This window comes from Streptomyces cupreus (genome assembly GCF_014257025.1).
Lineage (GTDB): Bacteria > Actinomycetota > Actinomycetes > Streptomycetales > Streptomycetaceae > Streptomyces > Streptomyces cupreus.
This window is the reverse complement of record NZ_JACMSF010000077.1, coordinates 1-19,874: the sequence shown is the minus strand read 5'-3', so window position 1 is coordinate 19,874 and position 19,874 is coordinate 1. Positions and strand designations below refer to the sequence as shown.

General features: G+C 70.0%; 18 protein-coding genes and 2 pseudogenes. 13 read left to right on the top strand and 7 right to left on the bottom strand.

Features of this window, described 5'->3' with window-relative positions; translation table 11 throughout:
* Positions 1–19: 19 nt before the first annotated feature.
* Positions 20–856, bottom strand: coding sequence for a helix-turn-helix domain-containing protein (locus tag H4N64_RS39115; RefSeq protein ID WP_186287374.1), 837 nt, complete (start codon positions 854–856; stop codon positions 20–22).
* A gap of 118 nt (positions 857–974) precedes the next feature.
* Here H4N64_RS39115 and H4N64_RS39110 point away from each other — a divergent pair, with 118 nt between their 5' ends.
* The gene (locus tag H4N64_RS39110; protein ID WP_186287386.1) at positions 975–1,571 is read left to right on the top strand and encodes an NADPH-dependent FMN reductase; all 597 of its coding nucleotides are present in this window, start codon (positions 975–977) and stop codon (positions 1,569–1,571) included.
* 234 nt (positions 1,572–1,805) lie between these two features.
* Here the strand turns inward: H4N64_RS39110 and H4N64_RS39105 are convergent, their stop codons facing one another.
* Complete coding sequence (locus H4N64_RS39105; RefSeq protein WP_186287373.1) at positions 1,806–2,105, bottom strand: HPr family phosphocarrier protein; 300 nt, start codon at positions 2,103–2,105, stop codon at positions 1,806–1,808.
* A complete protein-coding gene (dhaM, locus tag H4N64_RS39100) occupies positions 2,089–2,481 on the bottom strand; it encodes a dihydroxyacetone kinase phosphoryl donor subunit DhaM (RefSeq protein ID WP_186287372.1) in 393 nt (130 codons plus the stop codon). The genes H4N64_RS39105 and dhaM overlap by 17 nt, the downstream gene beginning before the upstream one ends.
* Before the next feature lie 61 nt (positions 2,482–2,542).
* On the opposite strand from dhaM, the gene H4N64_RS39095 reads away from it, so the two are divergent.
* The 5 genes from H4N64_RS39095 to H4N64_RS39075 all read left to right on the top strand — a co-directional run bounded on the left by H4N64_RS39095 (position 2,543) and on the right by H4N64_RS39075 (position 7,911).
* The gene (locus H4N64_RS39095) at positions 2,543–3,322 is read left to right on the top strand and encodes an IclR family transcriptional regulator (protein WP_186287371.1); all 780 of its coding nucleotides are present in this window, start codon (positions 2,543–2,545) and stop codon (positions 3,320–3,322) included.
* 330 nt (positions 3,323–3,652) lie between these two features.
* Entirely contained in the window at positions 3,653–4,414 is a 762-nt protein-coding gene (locus tag H4N64_RS39090) for an MIP/aquaporin family protein (RefSeq protein ID WP_186287370.1), read from the top strand.
* Positions 4,415–4,429: 15 nt separating this feature from the next.
* Entirely contained in the window at positions 4,430–5,428 is a 999-nt protein-coding gene (dhaK, locus tag H4N64_RS39085) for a dihydroxyacetone kinase subunit DhaK (protein ID WP_186287369.1), read from the top strand.
* Between the two features lie 135 nt (positions 5,429–5,563).
* A complete protein-coding gene (gene dhaL, locus H4N64_RS39080; protein WP_186287368.1) occupies positions 5,564–6,226 on the top strand; it encodes a dihydroxyacetone kinase subunit DhaL in 663 nt (220 codons plus the stop codon).
* Entirely contained in the window at positions 6,223–7,911 is a 1,689-nt protein-coding gene (locus H4N64_RS39075; RefSeq protein WP_186287367.1) for a phosphoenolpyruvate--protein phosphotransferase, read from the top strand. Before dhaL ends, H4N64_RS39075 begins: the two co-directional genes overlap by 4 nt.
* 42 nt (positions 7,912–7,953) lie before the next feature.
* Here H4N64_RS39075 and H4N64_RS39070 read toward each other — a convergent pair whose 3' ends face one another.
* The 3 genes from H4N64_RS39070 to H4N64_RS39060 form a co-directional block, all read right to left on the bottom strand.
* A complete protein-coding gene (locus H4N64_RS39070) occupies positions 7,954–8,427 on the bottom strand; it encodes a DUF2231 domain-containing protein (RefSeq protein WP_186287366.1) in 474 nt (157 codons plus the stop codon).
* A gap of 544 nt (positions 8,428–8,971) precedes the next feature.
* Positions 8,972–11,191, bottom strand: a complete 2,220-nt coding sequence (locus H4N64_RS39065) for an MMPL family transporter (protein WP_186287365.1) — start codon at positions 11,189–11,191, stop codon at positions 8,972–8,974.
* Between the two features lie 562 nt (positions 11,192–11,753).
* Positions 11,754–12,368 (bottom strand): TetR/AcrR family transcriptional regulator, encoded by a 615-nt coding sequence (locus H4N64_RS39060; RefSeq protein ID WP_186287364.1) that lies wholly within the window; start codon positions 12,366–12,368, stop codon positions 11,754–11,756.
* A 118-nt stretch (positions 12,369–12,486) separates the two neighbouring features.
* Between H4N64_RS39060 and H4N64_RS39055 the strand changes: the two genes are divergently transcribed.
* The 4 genes from H4N64_RS39055 to H4N64_RS39040 all read left to right on the top strand — a co-directional run bounded on the left by H4N64_RS39055 (position 12,487) and on the right by H4N64_RS39040 (position 16,637).
* Entirely contained in the window at positions 12,487–14,007 is a 1,521-nt protein-coding gene (locus tag H4N64_RS39055; protein ID WP_336246924.1) for an MFS transporter, read from the top strand.
* 86 nt (positions 14,008–14,093) lie between these two features.
* Positions 14,094–14,453 (top strand): cupin domain-containing protein, encoded by a 360-nt coding sequence (locus H4N64_RS39050; RefSeq protein ID WP_186287363.1) that lies wholly within the window; start codon positions 14,094–14,096, stop codon positions 14,451–14,453.
* Between the two features lie 163 nt (positions 14,454–14,616).
* A complete protein-coding gene (locus H4N64_RS39045) occupies positions 14,617–14,949 on the top strand; it encodes a hypothetical protein (protein ID WP_186287362.1) in 333 nt (110 codons plus the stop codon).
* An 83-nt stretch (positions 14,950–15,032) separates the two neighbouring features.
* On the top strand, positions 15,033–16,637 hold the full coding sequence (locus H4N64_RS39040; RefSeq protein ID WP_186287361.1) for an FAD-dependent monooxygenase: 1,605 nt from the start codon (positions 15,033–15,035) through the stop codon (positions 16,635–16,637).
* 58 nt (positions 16,638–16,695) lie between these two features.
* On the opposite strand, the gene H4N64_RS39035 is transcribed toward H4N64_RS39040, so the two are convergent.
* On the bottom strand, positions 16,696–16,839 hold the full coding sequence (locus H4N64_RS39035) for a peptide deformylase (protein WP_260860238.1): 144 nt from the start codon (positions 16,837–16,839) through the stop codon (positions 16,696–16,698).
* A gap of 2 nt (positions 16,840–16,841) precedes the next feature.
* Between H4N64_RS39035 and H4N64_RS39030 the strand changes: the two are divergent.
* The 3 genes and pseudogenes from H4N64_RS39030 to H4N64_RS39020 all read left to right on the top strand — a co-directional run.
* A pseudogene (locus H4N64_RS39030) lies at positions 16,842–17,161 on the top strand (tyrosine-type recombinase/integrase); the annotation flags it as partial.
* 47 nt (positions 17,162–17,208) lie between these two features.
* A pseudogene (locus tag H4N64_RS39025) lies at positions 17,209–17,975 on the top strand (class I SAM-dependent methyltransferase).
* A 187-nt stretch (positions 17,976–18,162) separates the two neighbouring features.
* Entirely contained in the window at positions 18,163–19,842 is a 1,680-nt protein-coding gene (locus H4N64_RS39020; protein WP_336246923.1) for an IS1182 family transposase, read from the top strand.
* The last annotated feature ends 32 nt before the right edge of the window (positions 19,843–19,874 follow it).

Genomic DNA, 19,874 nt, shown 5'->3' with positions numbered 1-19,874 from the left:
GTCGCGGGCCCACGCTCGGTCAGGAGATGGCCCGAAGCCGACTGGGGGGCCGGTGGCGGAGCTGGTCGACGGCCTGGGCGGTGGCCTCGTCCGCCGGAAGGAAGACGATGAGCTGCTGGCCGTCCGCCGAGAGTTCGAGGGTCTCGCGGCGCAGCCGGAGTTCGGTTCCGGTGGGGTGGTTGAGGCGGAGGTCGCCGCGTTGCGGAACGGTGTGCCGGTTCAGTCGGCGCGTGAAGTCCGGCCCCGCGGTGGGGGCGAGCTCCGAGGTGAACCACTCGGAGTTCTCGACGGAGGGCGCGAGCCACAGATCGAAGACCTGCTCGTCCGCGATGTCGTCCCAGTCGGCGAAGAAGGCCCGGGCGCGGGGATCGGTGAAAAGGTAACGGGTGAGGTTCGGGTGGTCGGAGTCGAGCAGTCCGCTCCCGCCCGTGACCGACGTGTAGCCGCTGGTGTGGGCGAGGATGTCGCCGAGGCGGTTGGTCACGACGGCGATACCGGGTTCGAGGAGTCGCAGTGTCTCCAGCACCGTGGGACGGACGTCGCGGCGCGGGGGTGCGGGCCGGGCGTGGGCGGAGCACTCGTTGCCCGTGATCTTGGCGAGGTAGCGCAGATGGTTGCGTTCGGCGGGGTCGAGGCTGAGAGCGTCGGCGAGCGCGTTGACGACCGCGATGGAGGGGTTACGGTCGCGGCCCTGCTCGATGCGGGTCAGGTACTCGACGCTGATACCGGCCCGGGCGGCCAGATCAAGCCGCCGCAGCCCCGGTGACCTACGGCGACCACGCTCGGGCAGCCCCAGCGACTCGGGCTGGATGCTGTCGCGCTTGGCTCGGACGAAGTCCCCCAGTGGCGTCCCCATACCGCGAGCATAGGTCGCGGCCGGCGGCACGCGGAGCGCTCAGGGTGGCCCTGCGGGGGCCAGCCTCGACACGGTCTGGTTGGCGGCGGCGCGAGCCCTGATCGTGATGTGCATGGCTATGGAGACGAACAAGCACAAGCTGGTGATCATCGTAGGAAGCGTCCGGGACGGACGGTTCGGCCCGGTGGTGGCCTCGTGGGTGGCCGAACAGGCTGAAACCCACGGTGGTTTCGAGACCGAGGTCATCGACCTGGCGGAAATGGACATCCCGTTGGCGCTGCCGGCGGCCTCGCCGAAGTTCGCGGGCGACGACTATCCCCGTCCGGAGGGGATGGCGGCACTGACGTCGGCCCTGGAGGGCGCGGACGCGTTCATCGTGGTCACGCCGGAGTACAACCACAGCTACCCCGCGTCGCTGAAGGCGGCCATCGACTGGCACTTCACCCAGTGGACGGCCAAGCCGGTCGCCTTCGTCAGTTACGGCGGTGCGGCGGGCGGCCGCCACGCGGTCCTCCATCTGGAGAACGTCCTGACGGAACTGCACGCGGTGACCATCCGGGACGGCCTGGCCTTCCCGATGTACTTCACGACCTGGCAGGACGGCCGCCCCCTGGACCCGGAAACCCCCGGCTACGCCAAGACACTGCTGGACCAACTGTCCTGGTGGGCAGGAGCCCTCCGCACGGCCCGGGAAGCGGCGCCCTACCCAGGCTGAGTAACTCGCCATGCAGGTCGGGAATCATCTGGGACGAGTTGCAGAACTTGAGTATCCGTGCTCACGCCTGGTCAGGATGCGCTGGTTCTCCGATCACCAGGAGGGCGTCGTCGGCTGTCGGGATGGGCACGCGCCATTGGGTCAGGACGGTGCGTGCCCGTCGGCGTACGACGGAGACGGCCTCGGGGATGTTCGGAAGCGGAGGCTGGTTTCGTACCGCTGGTGGCGGTCGGATCACTCGGCGGTGGCGAGGATCTGGGCCAACGCCGTGACAGCCTGTTCGGCGTCGTGGCCTTCGGCGCGGACGGTCACGGTGCTTCCGACAGTGGCGCCCAGGCCCATGACGGCGAGGACACCGGTCGGATTGATCGTCCGACCCGCGTACTCCAGTTGTATGGCACTGGTGAAACTGGCTGCGGCGCGGGCGAGTTGGCCTGCGGGTCGGGCGTGGAGGTTGGCGGGCAGGACCACGGCCGTTTCGTGCTGGGACACGGTCGTGGCGCTCGTGGTGGTGGAGTCAGAGCTTGCGGACATTGCGGGCCTCCTTGGCTGCGTCGGCGACGGTCTTCAGGTCGGCGCCGGATGCGGCGGTGACGACGGCTGCGACGGCTCCTTCGACGAAGGGCGCGTCGACGATCAGCACGTCGGGGCTGGGATGGTCTTCCAGGACGGTGCGGGCGGTCAGGACGGAGCTGCCGAGGTCGGGCAGGACGACGACGCCGGCTCCGCGGTCGACGCTGCGGACGGCGGCGAGGACGAGGTCGTAACTGGTGCCGATCCGGCCGTCGTCGGTGCCTCCGGCGGTGGCGAGGGGGACCGTGTCGGAGCCGATCTGCTCCACCAGTAGGCGAAGGCCCGAGGCGAGCTCGGCGCTGTGGGACACGAGTACGATGCCGACAGATGCGCTCATGAACAGTTACCGTAAATGTCGGAACACTGTTCAGCAATACTGAACTCGGGAGAAAATTTCGATGGTGCAGGCGGTGCAGCGGGCGGTGCAGATCCTGCGGGAGCTCGCGTCCACCGGTCCCCGGCTCGGAGTGACCGAGCTGGCCGACCGTCTGGGCGTGGCCAAGCCGACCGTGCATGCGCTGCTGCGCACGCTGGAGGCCGAGGGGCTGGTCGTACAGGACCGGGACAGTTCGAAGTACCAGCTCGGACCTGATCTGGTGCAGCTGGGCAACGCCTACCTGGACACCCAGGAGCTGCGGACTCGCTCGCTGACCTGGGCGGACCAGCTCGCGAACCGGACGAACGAGGCGGTCTGGGTGGCCGTGCTCACCGGTGACCACGTCCTGGTGGTGCACCATGCGTTCCGGCCCGAGGGGGCTGTGCAGATCCTCGAGGTGGGCGCCAGCATCCCGTGGAGCACGTGTGCTCTGGGCAAGGCCATCGTGGCTTTCCTGCCGGCCGGCGAGCGTGAGCGGCTGCTCGCGGGTGAGCCGGCGGTGCTCACCGGCGCCAGCATCACCGATGCGGAGGAGCTGGTAGGGCAGCTGAAGGAAGTCCTCAGGGCCGGGTATGCGATCGAGGATCAGGAGTCCGCCATCGGGGACGCGGGTATCGCGTCTCCCGTCTTCGACCGCTCCGGTGACGTGGTCGGCGCTCTCGGCATCGTCGGCCCTGTCGAGCGGCTGCTGGACGAATCGGCACGTCAGGAGCTTGCGGTCGCCGTCCGGGAGACCGCCCGCAACCTTTCCCGCGACCTGGGCGCCCCCCGCGGGGCGGCCGCACGCAGCACGATGACCTGACCTGCCCCGCAAACCCGGTGGCGGTCGTCCGCTTTCCCGCCCCCGCACCCTGGTCCAGGCCCCTCGGCAGTTGCCGAGGGGCCTTCTTCACGTCGACAGAACGCCAGGGCTGCCAAAGCTCTTGACAGGCCGGAAACGCGGCGTTAATTTCCGGAACAACGTTCATCCATAGTGAACACTCTGCAGTCGGAGGCTTAAACTCCCCGGCTTCCCCCTGAGCGGCCGCCAGATTGCCCGACCCTGACCACTTGGCGGCCACCTCCCTTCACAGCCCGCTCCACGCGGAGGAGGTGAGACGCCCAAGCCGCCGCTCGGCGCTGGGCGCCTTCCATGGAAGAAAACACTTACTCACAGAAGCTCGTGGCCGAAGCGCTGGGCACCGCGGTGCTGGTGTTCATCGGCGTCGGCTCGGTCCCCGCGACGCTCATCGTCGGCGGCGACGCCCCGTTCACCATGGCGCAGCTGGGAATGATCTCGCTGGCCTTCGCCACCGCCGTCATCGCCATGGTCTACGCGATCGGCCATGTCTCCGGCTGCCAGATCAACCCGGCCATCACCCTGGCACTGGCCGCGACGAAGAAGATGCCCTGGCGGGACGTCCCCGGCTACATCGCGGCCCAGGTGGCCGGGGCGGTGCTGGGAGCTCTTGCGATCGTCGGGGTGCTGGGGAAGAAGGCGGTCGACGTCGGCCTCGGCATCGCCGCCTACGGCACCGGAGTCGGCGCCGGCCAGGCGTTCTTCGCCGAAGCCGTGGGCACCTTCATCCTCGCCCTCATCGTCTTCGGTGCCATCGACCGCCGCGCGGCCGGCGGCTTCGCCGGTCTGGCCATCGGGCTCGGCGTCTTCGCGATCATCATCCCGGTGGCGCCGGCCACGGCTGCGTCGATCAACCCGGCCAGGACGCTGGGTCCGATGATCACCGGCGAGCTGTTCGGGGGCACGGTCCACTGGGGTCAGATGCCGGTCTACATAGCCGCCGAAGTGCTCGGCGCGGTTGCCGCCGGCGTCCTCTACACCGCCCTCAACACCCGCCGCTCGACTGCCGCCGCGGGTGCGGCCGAGAACCAGCTGGCCGAAACCGCCTCTGCGTAATAAGGGAGACCTGTCATGAAGAAGTTCATCAACGCCCCTGAAGCGGTGCTGGCCGAGGCACTGTCCGGCATCGCCGCCGCCCACCCCGGACTGAAGGTCGACGCGGAGAACAAGGTGATCGCCCGTGCCGGGGGTACCAAGCCGGGCAAGGTCGCCCTTGTCTCCGGCGGCGGATCCGGGCACGAACCCCTGCACGGCGGCTTCGTGGGACGCGGCATGCTCGACGCGGCCTGCCCCGGCGAGGTCTTCACCTCTCCCGTGCCCGGTCAGATGCTGGCCGCGGCCCAGGCTGTCGACGGCGGCGCGGGCGTGCTGTTCATCGTGAAGAACTACACCGGCGACGTCCTCAACTTCCAGATGGCCGCCGAACTGGCCGCCGAGGAAGGCATCACCGTGGAGACCGTCCTGGTCGACGACGACGTCGCGGTCCAGGACTCCACCTGGACCGCCGGGCGCCGGGGCACCGGTGCCACCGTCTTCGTCGAGAAGATCGCCGGAGCCCTCGCCGAGCAGGGCAGCAGCCTCACTGAGGTCGCCGACATGGGCAAGCGGGTCAACGCCGCGTCCCGGTCCTTCGCCGTGGCGCTCACCGCCTGCACGACCCCCGCCTCCGGCAAGCCCGGCTTCGACCTGCCCGAGGACGAGATGGAGGTCGGCGTCGGCATCCACGGCGAGCCCGGACGCCGCCGCGAGAAGCTCCGCCCGGCCAAGGAGATCGTGGCCACCGCCCTGGACGCCATCCTCGCCGACCAGCCCCTCGACGCCGGTGACGAGACCATCGTCATGGTCAACGGCCTGGGCGGCACCCCGCTCATCGAGTTGTACGTGGTCTTCAACGAGGTCGCCGCCGCACTCGCGGACAAGGGCGTGGTCATCGCCCGCAACCTTGTCGGCAACTATGTGACCAGCCTCGACATGGCCGGTGTTTCCGTCACCGTGTGCAAGGCCGATGCCGACATGCTGTCCCTGTGGGACGCTCCCGTGAACACCCCGGCCCTGCGCTGGGGCATCTGACCGAGCCGGGGGCGGGGCCACGCGCGACGCGAGGGCCGGGCCGGGTCCTTCCCGCTGTCAGCCCGCCCGGACCGCACTCCTCGCGTCTTCCCCCGCCCCCGGCTCGCCCAACCTCTGATCAGCCCCGTACCGACCATGAACGGAGACTCCGTGGACACCGACCTCGCCCGCACGTGGGTGCAGGCCATCGCAACAGCCGTGGACAAGCACAAGGACCACCTCACCCAGCTCGACTCGGCCATCGGCGACGCCGACCACGGCACCAACATGCACCGCGGCTTCTCCGCCGCAGTCACGGCCTTGGCCGACTACGAGCCGGACACCGTCGGGGCCGTACTGGTCAAGACCGGCACCACCCTCATCTCCACCGTCGGCGGCGCCTCCGGACCGCTCTACGGCGGTGCCTTCCGCGCCATCGGCAAGGCCCTGGACACCCCCACCGCCGACACACGGCAGTTCGCCGCCGCACTGGCCGCCGGCCTCGCGAGCATCCAGAAGCTCGGTGCGGCCGCACCCGGCGACAAGACCATGATCGACGCCTACGCCCCCGCACTGGCCGCGTTCCAGCAACAGGCCGACGCCGGAGCCGACTTGGCCTCCGCGGCCGTGGCCGCCGCCGACGCCGCCGAAGAGGGCATGCGCGCCACCACCCCGATGCAGGCCCGCAAAGGCCGCGCCTCCTACCTGGGCGCCCGCAGCATCGGCCATCAGGACCCGGGCGCCACCTCCACCGCCCTGGTCTTCCGCGCCCTCGCCGAGACGCTGGGGGACCACGCCGAGACGCTGGCGGCCCGATGACCGACCGTCGCACCTGCACCGGGCGCGCCGCCGCACCCGGCATAGCCCTCGGCGTCGTCCACCGTACCGACCGGCCACTCACCAGGACGCCGCTGCCGCACCGCACCGGCGGCGACCCCGCACAGCAGATCACCGACGCCTTCGACGCCGTAGCCACCCGCCTGCTCGACCTGTCCACCTCCCTGCGCGAACAGGGCAAGGACGAACAGGCCGACATCATGGAGGTCAACAGCTACATCGCCCAGGACCAGGATCTGTGTGACCAGGCCGTCAAGAGGGCGAATGACGGCCAGCCGGTACCCGTCGCCGTCCGCCAGGCCATCGACACCTACGCCGGAACCATCGCGGCCCTGGACGATCCCACCCTCGCCGAACGCGCCGCGGACGTCCGGCAGGTCGGCCGCCGCGTCCTGGCCCACCTCCACGGCGAGACCGGCCCTGCCACCGACCAGCCGCTCGTCCTGGTCGCCCACGAGATCGGCGCCGCCGACCTGCTGGAACCGGGCCTGACGGTGACAGGCGCCATCTCTGTGACCGGCGGCCCGAACTCCCACGCCGCGATCGTCGCCCGTTCGCTGGGCATCCCCTTCCTCCTCGCCGTCGACCCCCAACTGCTCGAACTGCCGGACGGGCAGGAGATCCTGCTCGACGCCGATCAGGCCGGCGCGGTCGCCCACCCCGACGACGAGGAACGCTCCAGGGCCCTGCGAGCCATGGAGACCGCCCGAGCGCGCAGACTCGCCCTCGCCGAAGAGCGTCACCTGCCCGCCGAGACACTCGACCGGCACCCCATTGTGCTGCGGGCCAACGTGGCCACCCCGGCCGAGGCCCGCACGGCACTGACCACAGGCGCCGAAGGCGTCGGCCTGCTCCGCACCGAGCTGCCCTTCCTCAACCACCGCGCCTGGCCCACCCGCGAACAGCACGCGGCCACCCTCGTCCCCGTCCTGCGCGTTCTGGCCGGGCAGGTCGTCACGGCGCGCACGCTCGACTTCGCCGACGACAAACTGCCGCCGTTCCTCGCAGAAGGCCGCGAGGGCGGGCGGCTCGGGCGCGGCCTGCCCCTGATGCTCGCCCAACCGGACGCCTTCGCCGACCAGTTCCGCAGCCTGCTCAGCGCCGGAGCCGACACCGACCTGCGCATCATGATCCCCATGGTCGCGAGCGTCGACGAACTGCGCGCCTGCCGACGCCTCCTTGAGGCCGCAGCCGACGAAGCCGGCGTCCCGGTGCCGCCCCTGGGCATCATGGTGGAACTCCCCGAAGCCGTCGCCGTAGCCGACGACCTCGCCCGCGAAGCCTCCTTCTTCTCCATCGGCAGCAACGACCTCACCTGCCAGATCCTGGGCCTGGACCGGCGCGACCCCACCGCCACCCCCGCCATGGCGGCACACCCCGCCGTACTCGACGCCATCGCCCGCGTCGTCAACGCCGCCCACCGCCACGATCGCCAGGTCTCCGTCTGCGGCGACGCCGCCGCACACCCCCTCGTGACACCCCTCCTCATCGGCCTCGGCTGCGACAGCCTCTCGGTCGGCCCCGCCGCCCTCGACGAGGTCCGCGCCCGCATCCGCCGACTCCGCCACGACACGTGCGCCTCCCTGGCCGCCGTCGCACTGACCCGCGAAACCCCCGAAGAGGTCTGGCGACTCGTCGAGCAGTGCGGCCGGCCCTCGCTGCCGTGAGAAGGAGGGGCCGGAAGCACGCAGAAGCTGGTTTTTGTCGGTCTACGGTTCCGTCCAGGCGGCCTCGGCGCCGCTGTGGCCGATGCGGACGATCTGCATGGCGCTGCCGGTCGCCCCCGTCAGGGCGAGGAGAATCAGTGCCACGGCGGTGAGCCGTGCAGTGGCAGGGCGTTCTGTGCGCCGGGGGCGGGCTTCCCGCCGGCTCAGCCAGAACAGGGCGACGGCCCCAACGGACAGGGCGACCGTCCAGGGGAGGAGGTCGTGGCCGAGGTCACTGTGCCGATGCGTCAGGGCTGTCTCGTCGACGCGCCGCGCCAGTGACTCGCCGGACTTGACGGTCACCGGGACCAGGATCAGGGCTGTGAGGCTCAGGAGGAGGGGCAGCGGCCCCGCCCACGCCCGGAACTGCGGCCACAGCGCGGCCAGCGCAATGGTCAAGGCGGCGGCGGGCACGGCGACCACAGTGGCGTGGACGATCAGCGGGTGGGCGGGCAGGCCGAAGAGCGTGTCGAGCAACGAGTCCTCCGCAGGATCTGTATGGGTGGGATGCGGGAATCGGCCGCTGAGCAGGCCGAGTGGAGTCGCCGGGCCGTGATGATGCGGTGGCCAGGGCCCACGGGCGGGGCGGGCGACGGCAGTGACTGTCAGGAGGTGTGCAGCGGCGTGGTCCGAGCGCGGACGCGGGACGGGGTGGGCGCGAAGGGGAGCAAGCCGCGTGCGGATCGGGAAGTACGTACCGCCCGAGATCGCGGGCGGCCGGGCGGTGTCAGCTTCCTGCTCGCCACGCCTTGCGTGAGCGTGGCGAAGACCAGGCCGGCCACGGAGGTCCCGTCCGCTTCCGGGCCGTCATGGTCCGCACTGCGGCGGTGAGGAGTGATGCCTTCGCCGTCACCACCCATGTGGGGCCTGCGTCCGCGTCCTTGCGATTGTGCTCCGCGACGCACCCGGGGGTGGATGGCCGGCACGCTTCTTGCCCGGCAGCAGCGCTCGAACGCTGGCAGGGCCGGCCGGCCCGGCCGTCGACCGGCTGATCGCCCCCGCTGCGGCAGCACCTCGGGCGTCACAGGCGTGCCTGCGGCATCCGCTCACCTTCCTCTTCCTCCTCCCGCTGCACGGGCGGCCCGCTCAGGGCCCCGTCCCTGGCCGACTGTCCTTCGTCGGCTACGGCGCTCTCGGAGGGGATGGGGGTGCGGATGCCCGGTGTCGCTTCGCCCGGCAGATGCGGCAGCAGCCGCTGCAGCCGACGCGGCATCCACCAGGCGCTCTTGCCCAGGATCGCCATGACGGAGGGCACCAGGACGAGTCGGACCAGGGTGGCGTCGATCGCGATGGCGGCGGCGAGGCCGAAGCCGAAGAGGTTGACGGTCCGCTCGTCGTTCAGCTGGAAGCTGCCGAACACCACGACCATGACCGACGCGGCGGCGGTGATGATGCGGGCGGTGGCGGCGATGCCGTTGCGGACGGAGGCGCCGGTGTCCCCGGACCGCAGGTACTCCTCCCGTACGCGGCTGAGCAGGAACACCTCGTAGTCCATGGACAGGCCGAACAGGACGGCGAACAGCATGACCGGCGCGAACGACTCCACCGGCCCCGCCTCGGACCCGAGGAGCCCGGCGCCCCAGCCCCACTGGAAGACCGCGACCACGACGCCGTACGCAGCTCCCACGGAGAGCAGGTTCATCACTGCGGCCTTGAGAGGTACGACGAGTGAGCGGAACTCGACCATGAGCAGCAGGAAGCTCAGCCCCACCACGAAGGACATGAACCAGGCCATCTGGCTGCCGAGCCGGTCGGCGAGGTCGATGGCGGTGGCGGTGGAGCCGCCGACGTGCGTCTCGGCGTCGTCCGCGGCGTCGGGGAGCACATCCTCCCGCAGGCGGTGGACCAGCTGCTCGGTGGACCTGTCATCCGGCGAGCTCTTGGGCACCACGGTGTACACCGCGGTGGTCCCGGCCTCATCGAGCCGCGGCGGCCGTACCTCCTGCACCCCTTCGGCGCTCTCGAGTTCGGTGCGCAGTGCGCCGGCCTGCCGCTTCACGGCCGCCTTCGACTCCTGGCCGTCGAACTGCGCGGTCACCAACAGAGGGCCGGTCCAGCCCGGTCCGAAGTCCTTCGCGACCAGCTCGTACGCGCGGCGCTCCGTGCTGTCCTTGGGCGCCGACCCGTCGTCGGCCGTACCAAGGCGCAGCGAGAACAGCGGGAGGGCCATGGCGATCAGAACGGCAGCGGACGCGAGGAGATAGGGCCAGGGGCGCCGCTGGACGTGGCCCGTCCAGCGGTGCCAGCCGCTGACCCGACCCGCGCCGTGGTCGAACCGCAGCCGCCGTACGCGGAAGCGGTCCAGCTCGGCGCCGAAGACGGCCAGCACGGCCGGAAGCAGGGTGACCGCGGCTAGCAGGGTGGCGGCCACCGTGATGGCGCTTGCCAGGCCGAGGGCGGAGACGAAGGGGATGCCGATGAGGTACAGGCTCAGGATCGCCACGATCACCGTGGCGCCCGCCACGAGCACCGATCGCCCCGCAGTCGACAGCGCGAGCGGGATCGACTCCTCGGGGGAGTGCCCTGCGTGCATGCCCTCCCGGTGCCGGGTGACCACCAGCAGCGCGTAGTCGATCCCCACACCGAGGCCGATCATGGCCGCCACCACCGGACCGGAGGTGCCGATGGTGGTCACCCCGGCGACCACGTTGAGGACCGACATCCCCAGAGCGAGCGCGAACAGGGCGGTCAGCAGCGGCACCACCATGGCGAAGACCGATCCGAAGGCCACCAGCAGGACCAGGACCGCGGCAGCCAGGCCGATCGCCTCGCTCCCCGACGGGCCGTGCTCGCCCTGGAGCACGGCACCGCCGTACTCGACCTGCGCGCCCGCCTCCCGCACCGGGTCGAACGCCTCCTGCGCGGCCTCTACCGACTCCTTGGGCACATCCTTGGCCCGCTCGGTGAACTGAATGGTCGCGATCGCGGTGCGCCCGTCATCGGAGACCATGGCGGGCCCCGGCCCGTACGGCGACTGGACCGCCGCCACGTCCTGGGAGTCGCGCACCGCAGCGACAACGTCCGTGACAGCCGCCCTCACCTTCGCCGAGGCCACGCCCGAGTCGCTGTGGATCACCACCTGCATCCCGTCCCCGGACAACTCCGGATACCGCGTGCGCAGAGTGTCATACGCGGCCTGCGAATCGGTGTTGCTCAAGGTGAGGTCGTTGCTGAACGAACCCCCGACCGAGCGGGCGGCCAGGCCGGCCCCGACCACGGCCGACAACCAGAGGGCGATCACCCACCATCGGTGGCGCACCGAAAAACGAGCCAGGGCAGAGAGCACGGCAGCCTCCATCGTCAGGGCGGGCGGGGCCTGCCCCCACCCCGCGGCACATGCGTGTCGGCACAGAGTCACGGGGCCGCTTCTGCAATCTCAACCATGATGAATTCCTCGGGCCGGGGCAGAAGGGCCGGGAATCCCGACACGCGCACCCAGATTCCTCGACGTCGCCCGCCGGCGTTCCTCCAAGGCGGATGCCAGGCGCATCGTGACCCGCTGCATCCTGCGCCTCGAACCGGTCGCTTCCATGGCGCCTGATGAAATAATCCGGATCTCGAGCCCGTGGAGCAGCTACTCGTCGAGACGGCGGAGCGCATTGCCACACCGCAACAAACCCGACGCCGTCATTCCGGCCTCGGACAACGCAGTCCAATCGCCTTCGAGACAGCGCTCGGAACAACATCGGCCAACCTGACCCCAGCCGCACAACCCGTTGTCCTTGTTGCGTGCGGGACCTGCGCTGTTGGGGGCGGCGGGCCAGCCCGTCACTTCAGCGGCGTGCCTGCTGCGGCCTGTCTCATCAGGTTGTGCGGGGCTGGTGGCGTGAGGACTCGCGAAGCGCGAGGCGCAGTGGAGGGCCGTAGATCCGGATTATTTCATCAGGCGCCATGGAAGCGACCGGTTCGAGGCGCAGGATGCAGCGGGTCACGATGAGGCCGGCGATCTGCGCGCAGAACGCTCCGGCACGCCTGCGGGCGTCCGCACCGCCGAGCCTGGCGGCAATCTTGTCGATCATTTCCCGTTCCAGCATCTCCTTGACCAGGCCGGCGATGGCCTGGTCACGGGTGGCGCTGACGATCAGGGCGCGCAGCGGCGCGCCCGATTCGGGGTCCTCCCACAGGGCGAGCAGGTCACGCAGAGCGCGCTGGGGGAAGGTGGCGGGGTCGCCTTCCGCGGTGCGGGCGAGGGTTTCGGCCGGGTTGGCGGACAGCGTGAGGGCCGCGCCGAACAGGCCCTTTTTGGAGCCGAAATAGTAGCTGATCAGGGCGACGTCGACCCCGGCCTCGGAGGCGACGGAGCGCAGGGTGACCGCCTGGTATCCGCCTTGGAGGAAGCGCCGGCGGGCGACGTCGAGGATCTGGGTGCGCGTGTCGGGATTCCCGGCCCTTCTGCCCCGGCCCGAGGAATTCATCATGGTTGAGATTGTAGAAGCGGCCGCGTGACTCTGGGCCGGTACCTGCTTCCGCAGCGAAGGGTCCTTCCCTGTGCTTTCCGACCCGCGACCGCCCGTCCCTGAGGCTCCTGGCCGAGCCGTGCGCCAGGGCGCTGTCCTGGTGATCACCTGCCTCGCGCTGGCGACCGTGGTCGCCGCGATGGCCTCGCTCAATGTGGCTCTGCCCGACATCGCACGCCAGACGCACGCCGACCAGACCCAGCAGACCTGGATCATCGACGCCTACAGCCTGGTGTTCGCCTCGCTACTCCTGCCCGCCGGAGCCTTGGGGGACCGGTTCGGCCGGCGCCGGGCGCTCATCGTCGGCCTGATCATCTATGGGGCTGGATCAGTGCTGGCGGCCCTGACCACCGACCCGAACGTGCTGATCGGGCTGCGCGCGATGCTGGGCGTGGGAGCTGCTTTGATCATGCCGGCCACCCTGTCTACGATCACCAGCAGCTTCCCGCGTGCCCAGCGTGCCCGGGCGGTCAGCGTCTGGGCGGCGGTCGCCGGCGGCAGTGGCGTGCTGGGGCTGCTTGCCTCCGGCCTGCTGCTGGAGTCGTGGTCGTGGCAGTCGGTGTTCTGGTTCAACGTGGTGCTCGCCGCGGTCGCGCTGGCCGGAACACTGGTCTTCGTGCCGGAGTCGGCCGAATCCCGCCCCGCGCCGCTCGATGTGATCGGCGCGATCCTGGCGGCGGCCGGCATCGCGGCACTCGTCTACGCGGTGATCGAGGCTCCGGTGAACGGCTGGAGCGACCCCCTCACCCTCGGCGGAATCGCCCTCGGCGTGCTCGTCCTCGTCGGCTTCGTCGTCTACGAGTTGCGCCACCGGCACCCGCTGCTCGATCCGCGACTGTTCCGCAACCGCCGTTTCGCGGCTGGCTCGCTGTCCCTCACGCTGCAGTTCTTCGCCCTGTTCGGCTTCATGTTCGTGGTCATGCAGTACCTGCAGCTGGTCCGCGGCGACAGCGCGCTCACCGCTGCCCTCAGCCTTCTCGCAATGCCCATCGGGATGATCCCCGCCTCCCGGCTCAGCCCGCTGCTCACCCAGCGCCTGGGTGCCCGCGGCCCCTGGGTCGCCGGGCTGCTCCTGCTCGCCGCCGGGCTGGCCGTCCTGGCCCACCTGGACGGCGCCAGCTCGTACGGGCATATCGCTGCCGGTCTGATCCCGCTGGGTGCCGGACTGGGGCTGGCGATGCCTCCGGCCACCACCGCCATCACCGACGCCCTGCCCAAGGAACTGCAGAACGTGGGCTCCGCCGTCAACGACTTGGCGCGCGAACTCGGCGGCGCACTGGGCATCGCGGTTCTCGGCAGCCTCCTGACCGCCACCTACCGCAGCGACCTCCACCTGACCGGCGTCCCACCCAACGTCGCCGAAGCGGCCGAGTCGTCGCTGGCCGGCGCCGCCGCCGCAGGCGGCGCTGTCCTGCACCAGGCTCAGGACGCGTTCATCAGCGGGCTGCACGCCGCCCTGTTCGGCGGCGCCATCACCGCCGTCGCCACGGCCATCGCCGTGGCCGTCCTGCTCCGCCGTCGCAGCACCCCCGCCGACTCGACGCCCTGCCTCGTCCCTGCCGAGCCGGTGACGCACAGCGGACGGGAGACCACGCAATAAGGCCTGACCACGCCCGCCCGGCAGCCGCGCTGCACCAGAACTTTGCGAACAACTCCGCGTTGCGGGGGCGTACCCAAGGAGCTCTCATGACCACCCCAGCCCACAGCCCTGCGGACGGGGCCGCGGAAGTCGTGGCACTGGATGTCCTCGCAGAGCGGCTGCTGTCCGAGGCCGCAGCGTCGAGCGCAGGCCGGGCAGCCCGGGCGGTGGCCGTCCTGCCCGGCCTGCGAGCCACCCTGATAGCACTCAACGCCGGACAGGAACTCGCCGAGCACCAAGCGCCCGGCTCCGCCCTTCTGGCTTGCCTGGCCGGCTCGGTACGGCTCGCCACACCCGAGCGGGAATGGTCCCTGCACCGGCGCACTCTCATCTCCGTTCCCCCCGAGCGCCACCGGCTCATCGCCGACACACCAGCGGTGGTGATGGTCATCGTGCGGCTCGATTGAGCCACGGGAATTCCCACGGATGACGTACCAGTCGCGAAAGAAAGGCATGAAAGCAAGGCATATGGCCACCACACGATCCCCTGGCAGCACACGCGTCAGGCGCCCGGCCACGGGGCGCGTGCAACCGCCCGACAACCGATTCGCACGACGCCACCGGAAGACGGTGACCGCGCTTGGAGCCGGCCTCGCAGCGGCCTTGTTCTTCTTCGCCGGCGTGGGAGTCGCGGCGCTGGTGATCACGCAGCAGTTGAAGTCCAACATCGGCAAGCTCGCCGCCGGCTTCCCAGGCGGCGCCCAGCCGCCGGGCGGAGCGAACGGCATGCCTTTCGGACCTCCGACCTCCGCGGGATCCGGCGAAGACCTCAAGGGCTGGTCAAAGGAGCAGGGCCTGCCGGACGGCCTGCCCGACCAGATCCTCGGCGCGCTCCACCAGCGGTACCCCGACGGCGTACCCGGGGAGGTGAAGGACAAGCTCAAACAACAGTTCGGAGGCTGAAAATCTCTGTCCAAATCTCCAATGACAAAGCCTGGCCCGCCTTCCCCCGATCCCACTGAAATTCCTGCGCGAGGAGATGACCGTTGTCCTTCGGACCCATGCACGAATACAACGTCCAGAACATACCGGAGACCGAATCGGGAGCTGAGCACCGGAACGACGTCGACGTCCTGATCATCGGTGCCGGCCCCACGGGGCTGACCGCCGCCTGCGAAGCCATACGCCACGGCCTGAGCGTGCGCATCGTCGACCGCAAACCCTGCCGCTCCACCTTCTCCAAGGCGTTGGTCGTCCACGCCCGTACCTTGGAGGTCTTCGAAACCATGGGCGTGGCCGAGGAGATCCTCGCCGACGGCACCCGTTTCACGGCTCTCAACGTGAACACCCGGCGCCGCAGCCCGGTACGTGTCGATCTGCTCGGGCTCCCCTGGGGCGACACGGCCTATCCCTTCTGGCTGTCGATCCCCCAGTACGCCACCGAACGCGTTCTCGAGTCGCAGCTCAACCAGGAGGGTGGCAGGGTCGAGTGGGGGGTTGCACTGGAGGAGATCAGCGACAACGGCGACCACGTCGCAGCCACTCTCGAACCAGGCAACGGGAGACGGGAGGTAGTGCGCGCGCGCTGGCTCATCGGCTGCGACGGCGGCCGCAGCCGCGTCCGGGACGCCGTCGGGCTGCGCCTTGACCGCTCGGACGCCGGGGCCACCTTTGTCCTGGCCGACATCAAGACCACCTCACCCCTCATCGAAGACGAAGGGCACGTCTTCCTCGCACCGGAAGGCCTGCTGCTGATCGTCCCGATGCCCGAGCCCCGCCGATGGCGCATCATCGCGCACGTACCGCAGGCCCGGAAGGAAGCGTCCCTGCTCATCGACGAAGCCTTCCTCGACGACCTGATCCGACGGCGGTCGGGGATCGAATTCGGCAGCCACGACATAGCGTGGACATCCCAGTTCCAGCTCAGCCACGGCCTTGCCGACCACTACCGCCGGGGACGGGTCTTCCTCGCCGGCGACGCCGCCCACATCCACAGCCCGGTCGGCGGCCAAGGGCTCAACACCGGAGTCCAGGACGCCCATAATCTGCTGTGGAAGCTGGCTGTCGCGCGGCGGGCCGGCACAACTGCAGCCAACGACCTGCTCGACAGCTACGAGGCCGAACGTCGACCGGTCGCGCACGCCATGGTGCGCGGCACCGCCCGTGCAACCAGCGCACTCACCACCCGCAAAGGTGTGCCCCGTGCCCTGCTCGGCCTCCTGGCGCCAACGGCCCTGGCCCAACGGTCCGTTCAGTCACGATTCGGGCGCGGCGTCGGCATGCTCGACATCGCCTACTGCACGGACTCATCGACCGTCGGGGGGACCCTCGCAGTCGGCCGCCGCATGCCCAACCCACGGCTGGGCAGCGGCGTACGGCTCCACCACAGACTCGCACCCCTCGGCTTCTCCTGGGTCGCACGGGGACGTCCGGGCGAGACGCACCCGGACTCCGGCGATCCGCGATGGGCAGGAATCCCCGTCGTCTTCCTGCCCGACGAGGAACTCGAGGATCTGCCCGGTCTGACCGAGGCAGCGCCCGTCGTACTGGTCCGACCCGACCGCTACATAGCAGCCACGGGCCGCTCTCCAGCATCCGTTCTCTCAGCGGTGGAGACCCCGATACTTCTGTACGCAACCCTGCACGGCTGAGCCGGTCCAAGAGTCCCGCCTCTGCCTCCGCCCGCAGAACTGTCCGCCGGACAGTGGCCTACTCGTACGCCCAGGCCCGGCCGGCCTGCCTGCGCTCCTCCACCGGGACTGAGTCGACTCCGGTCCGCATCCTGGCGGTGTACAACAGGCCCTCGAGGTGGTCGACCTCGTGGTGGATGAGGCGGGGCCGGAGTTCGTACACCGTGGCACCGTCTCGCCGGGCTGCGGCGCGCGCCGAGGCGGGGGAGAAGTGGCAGGACTCCGACCACGTCTTCGCCACGCGGACCGGCCGCCCCATCGAGCCGCGCAACCTCTACCGCTCCTTCACCCGCGTCGCCCAGTCCGCCGGCCTCCGCGTGATCCGGCTGCACGACGCCCGCCATGGCACCGCCACGCTCCTCACCGCGGCCGGGGTCGCGCCCCGCGTCGTGATGGAGATCCTTGGCCACTCCCAGATCAGCATCACCATGGACGTGTACACGCACGTCGTCCAGGACACCCAGCACGAGGCCATGAGCCAGTGACCGGTCCGGGGCTTTGCGCTGGATGTTACGCACAGTAGCCTCGGGTCATGCCTGAGACCTCGGCGGCACATTTCTATGACGAGCTGGCCGATGACTACGACCTGATCTACGCAGACTGGGACGCAAGCATTCGTCGGCAGGGAGACGCCCTGGACGGCCTGATAGGCCAGGACAACGCGGCAGTGCTCGACTGCTCCTGTGGCATCGGCACGCAGGCCATCGGCCTGGCGCTGCGCGGGCACCGCGTCACTGGCACGGACATCAGCGCCCGCGCCGTCGCCCGCGCCGTCCGCGAGGCCGCCCACCGCAATGTGAAGCTGCGCACGGGCGTTGCCGACATGCGACGCCTACCGTTTCCTGACGGCCGGTTCGACACCGTCGTCTGCGCCGACAACGCCCTGCCCCATCTGCTGACGGAGCAGGACGTCCACGCCGCCCTGGCGGAGATGCGCCGCGTGCTGCGTCCCGCCGGCCTGCTGCTGCTCAGCACTCGCCCCTACGACGACCTGCTGCGCAACCGACCTGCTTCGGCGTCTCCACAGGTCCACCAAGCCGCGGACGGGGGAGAAGGACCGTCACCTTCCAGCTCTGGCACTGGCACGAGGACGGCGAGCACTACGACATGGAGCACTTCCAACTGCTGCCGACCGGCGGAGAATGGCGTGTCAAGGTCCGTCGGACCGTCTACTGGGCGCTCGGCCGGGACCGACTGGCCGGCCTCGTGACCGACGCGGGGTTTGTGGACGCCGAGTGGCGGATGCTGCACGAGACGGGTTTCTTCCGGCCGCTGCTCATGGCGCGTGCCGGCAAGTAGGTGATTCCAGAAGTAGATGTCAAAGGCCCCGGACCATGATCGGTCCGGGGCCTTTTGGCTGGTGCCCCCGGCAGGATTCGAACCTGCGACACCCGCTTTAGGAGCAATGCCGTGACTCTGCTGGTGATGTTGGTGACTGGCTGAGGGTCGACCCGATGGGCTGCTTTGCTGGGGAGCGAGCGGGGCGGTGCCGGTGGTGGAGGGCGTCGCGGTGTCGTTGCGGCCGGAGAATCATCAGCGGATCCCCGCAAGGACGTTGAAGACAGCGCGGGCGGCGTGCCCGAAGGGCACGCCGGCGATGCTCATCCGGGACCGGCTTGATGTCCTGTTCGAGGACGAGGAGTTCGCCGGCCTGTATCCCTCCGACGGCAGGCCGGGGCTGTCCCCTGGGCAGCTCGCGTTGGTGTCAGTGCTGCAGTTCGCGGAGAATCTGTCCGATCGTGCGGCGGCGGACGCGGTCCGCACCAGGATCGACTGGAAATATGCGATCGGCCTTGAGCTGGAGGATCCTGGATTCGACCACTCGGTGCTGTGCGAGTTCAGGGCTCGTCTGGCCGAACAGGACGGCACCGCTGACCAGTTGCTGCAGGTGATGCTGGGGCGCCTGGTGGAGGCCGGCCTGCTCAGGGCCGGGGGCCGGCAGCGTACCGACGCCACCCATGTGCTGGCCGCGGTTCGCCGCCTCAGCCGCCTGGAGCTGGTCGGGGAGACGCTGCGGGCAGCGCTGGAGGAGCTGGCCGAGGCCGCCCCCGCGTGGCTGGCGCCGCTGATCGAGCCGGAGTGGGCCAAGCGATACGGACGCCGGGTGGAGATCGGCAAACTGCCGGGCGGGACGGCGGCCGTGACCGCCCGGGCCGAGAAGTTCGGCCGGGACGGGCAGAAGATCCTGACTGCCGCCTGGGCCGCCTGCGCCCCGCCCCACCTGCGGCTACTTCCTCAGGTGGAGATCCTGCGTGGGGTCTGGGTCCATCACTACTTCTGGGACATGGACGGGTTGCTGCGCTGGCGGGACGGCCACGCCCTGCCGCCCGCCTCGTTGCGTTTCGACTCCCCGTATGACACCGATGCGCACTACTGCGTCAAACGGGACACCGCCTGGAGCGGATACCGGACGCATTTCACGGAGACCTGCGATGAAGAACGCCCCGAGCTGGTGGTCCATGTCGCCACCACCATCTCCACCGTCCAGGACATCGAGCTGACCGACACCATCCACGACGAGCTCGCCGAGCTGGAGTTATTGCTCGCCGAGCATGTCGTCGACTCCGGCTACATCTCACCGGCACGCATCGAGCGGGCCCAGCGCGTGCACGGCATCACTCTGCTCGGCCCGATCGCCGCCGACCACAGCGCCCAAGCCAAGGCTGCGTCGGGCTTCGGCAAGGCGGCCTTCACCATCGACTGGGCCAACGAGCAGGCGATCTGCCCGCGCGGAGCCACGAGCGTGTCCTGGACCAAGCTGAACATCAAGGACCACACCTATCTGCAGGCCCGGTTCGCCGAGGCGGACTGCCGGACCTGCCCAGACCGGGCCCAGTGCACCACGTCAGCCACCGGGCCCCGATCCATCGCCGTGCTCCCCCGGCCACTGCATGAGATCCAGATGCGTAACCGGCTCGACCAGCGCACGGAGCAATGGCAGGGTCGCTACGCGATCCGCGCCGGCATCGAGGCCGCCCTCTCGCAAAACGTCCGAGCCCACGGCCTGCGCCGTTCCCGTTACCGGGGCCTGGCCCGTACCCACGTCCAGCACGTGCTCACTGCCCTGGCCTGCAACATCACCCGGGTCTCCGACTGGGTATCCAGCACCCCCAGAACTCGCCGCCGCACCACGCGCTTTCACGCACTATGTGCAGCCGTCGCATGACCCAGGCAACATCACCAGCAGAGTCACGCCGT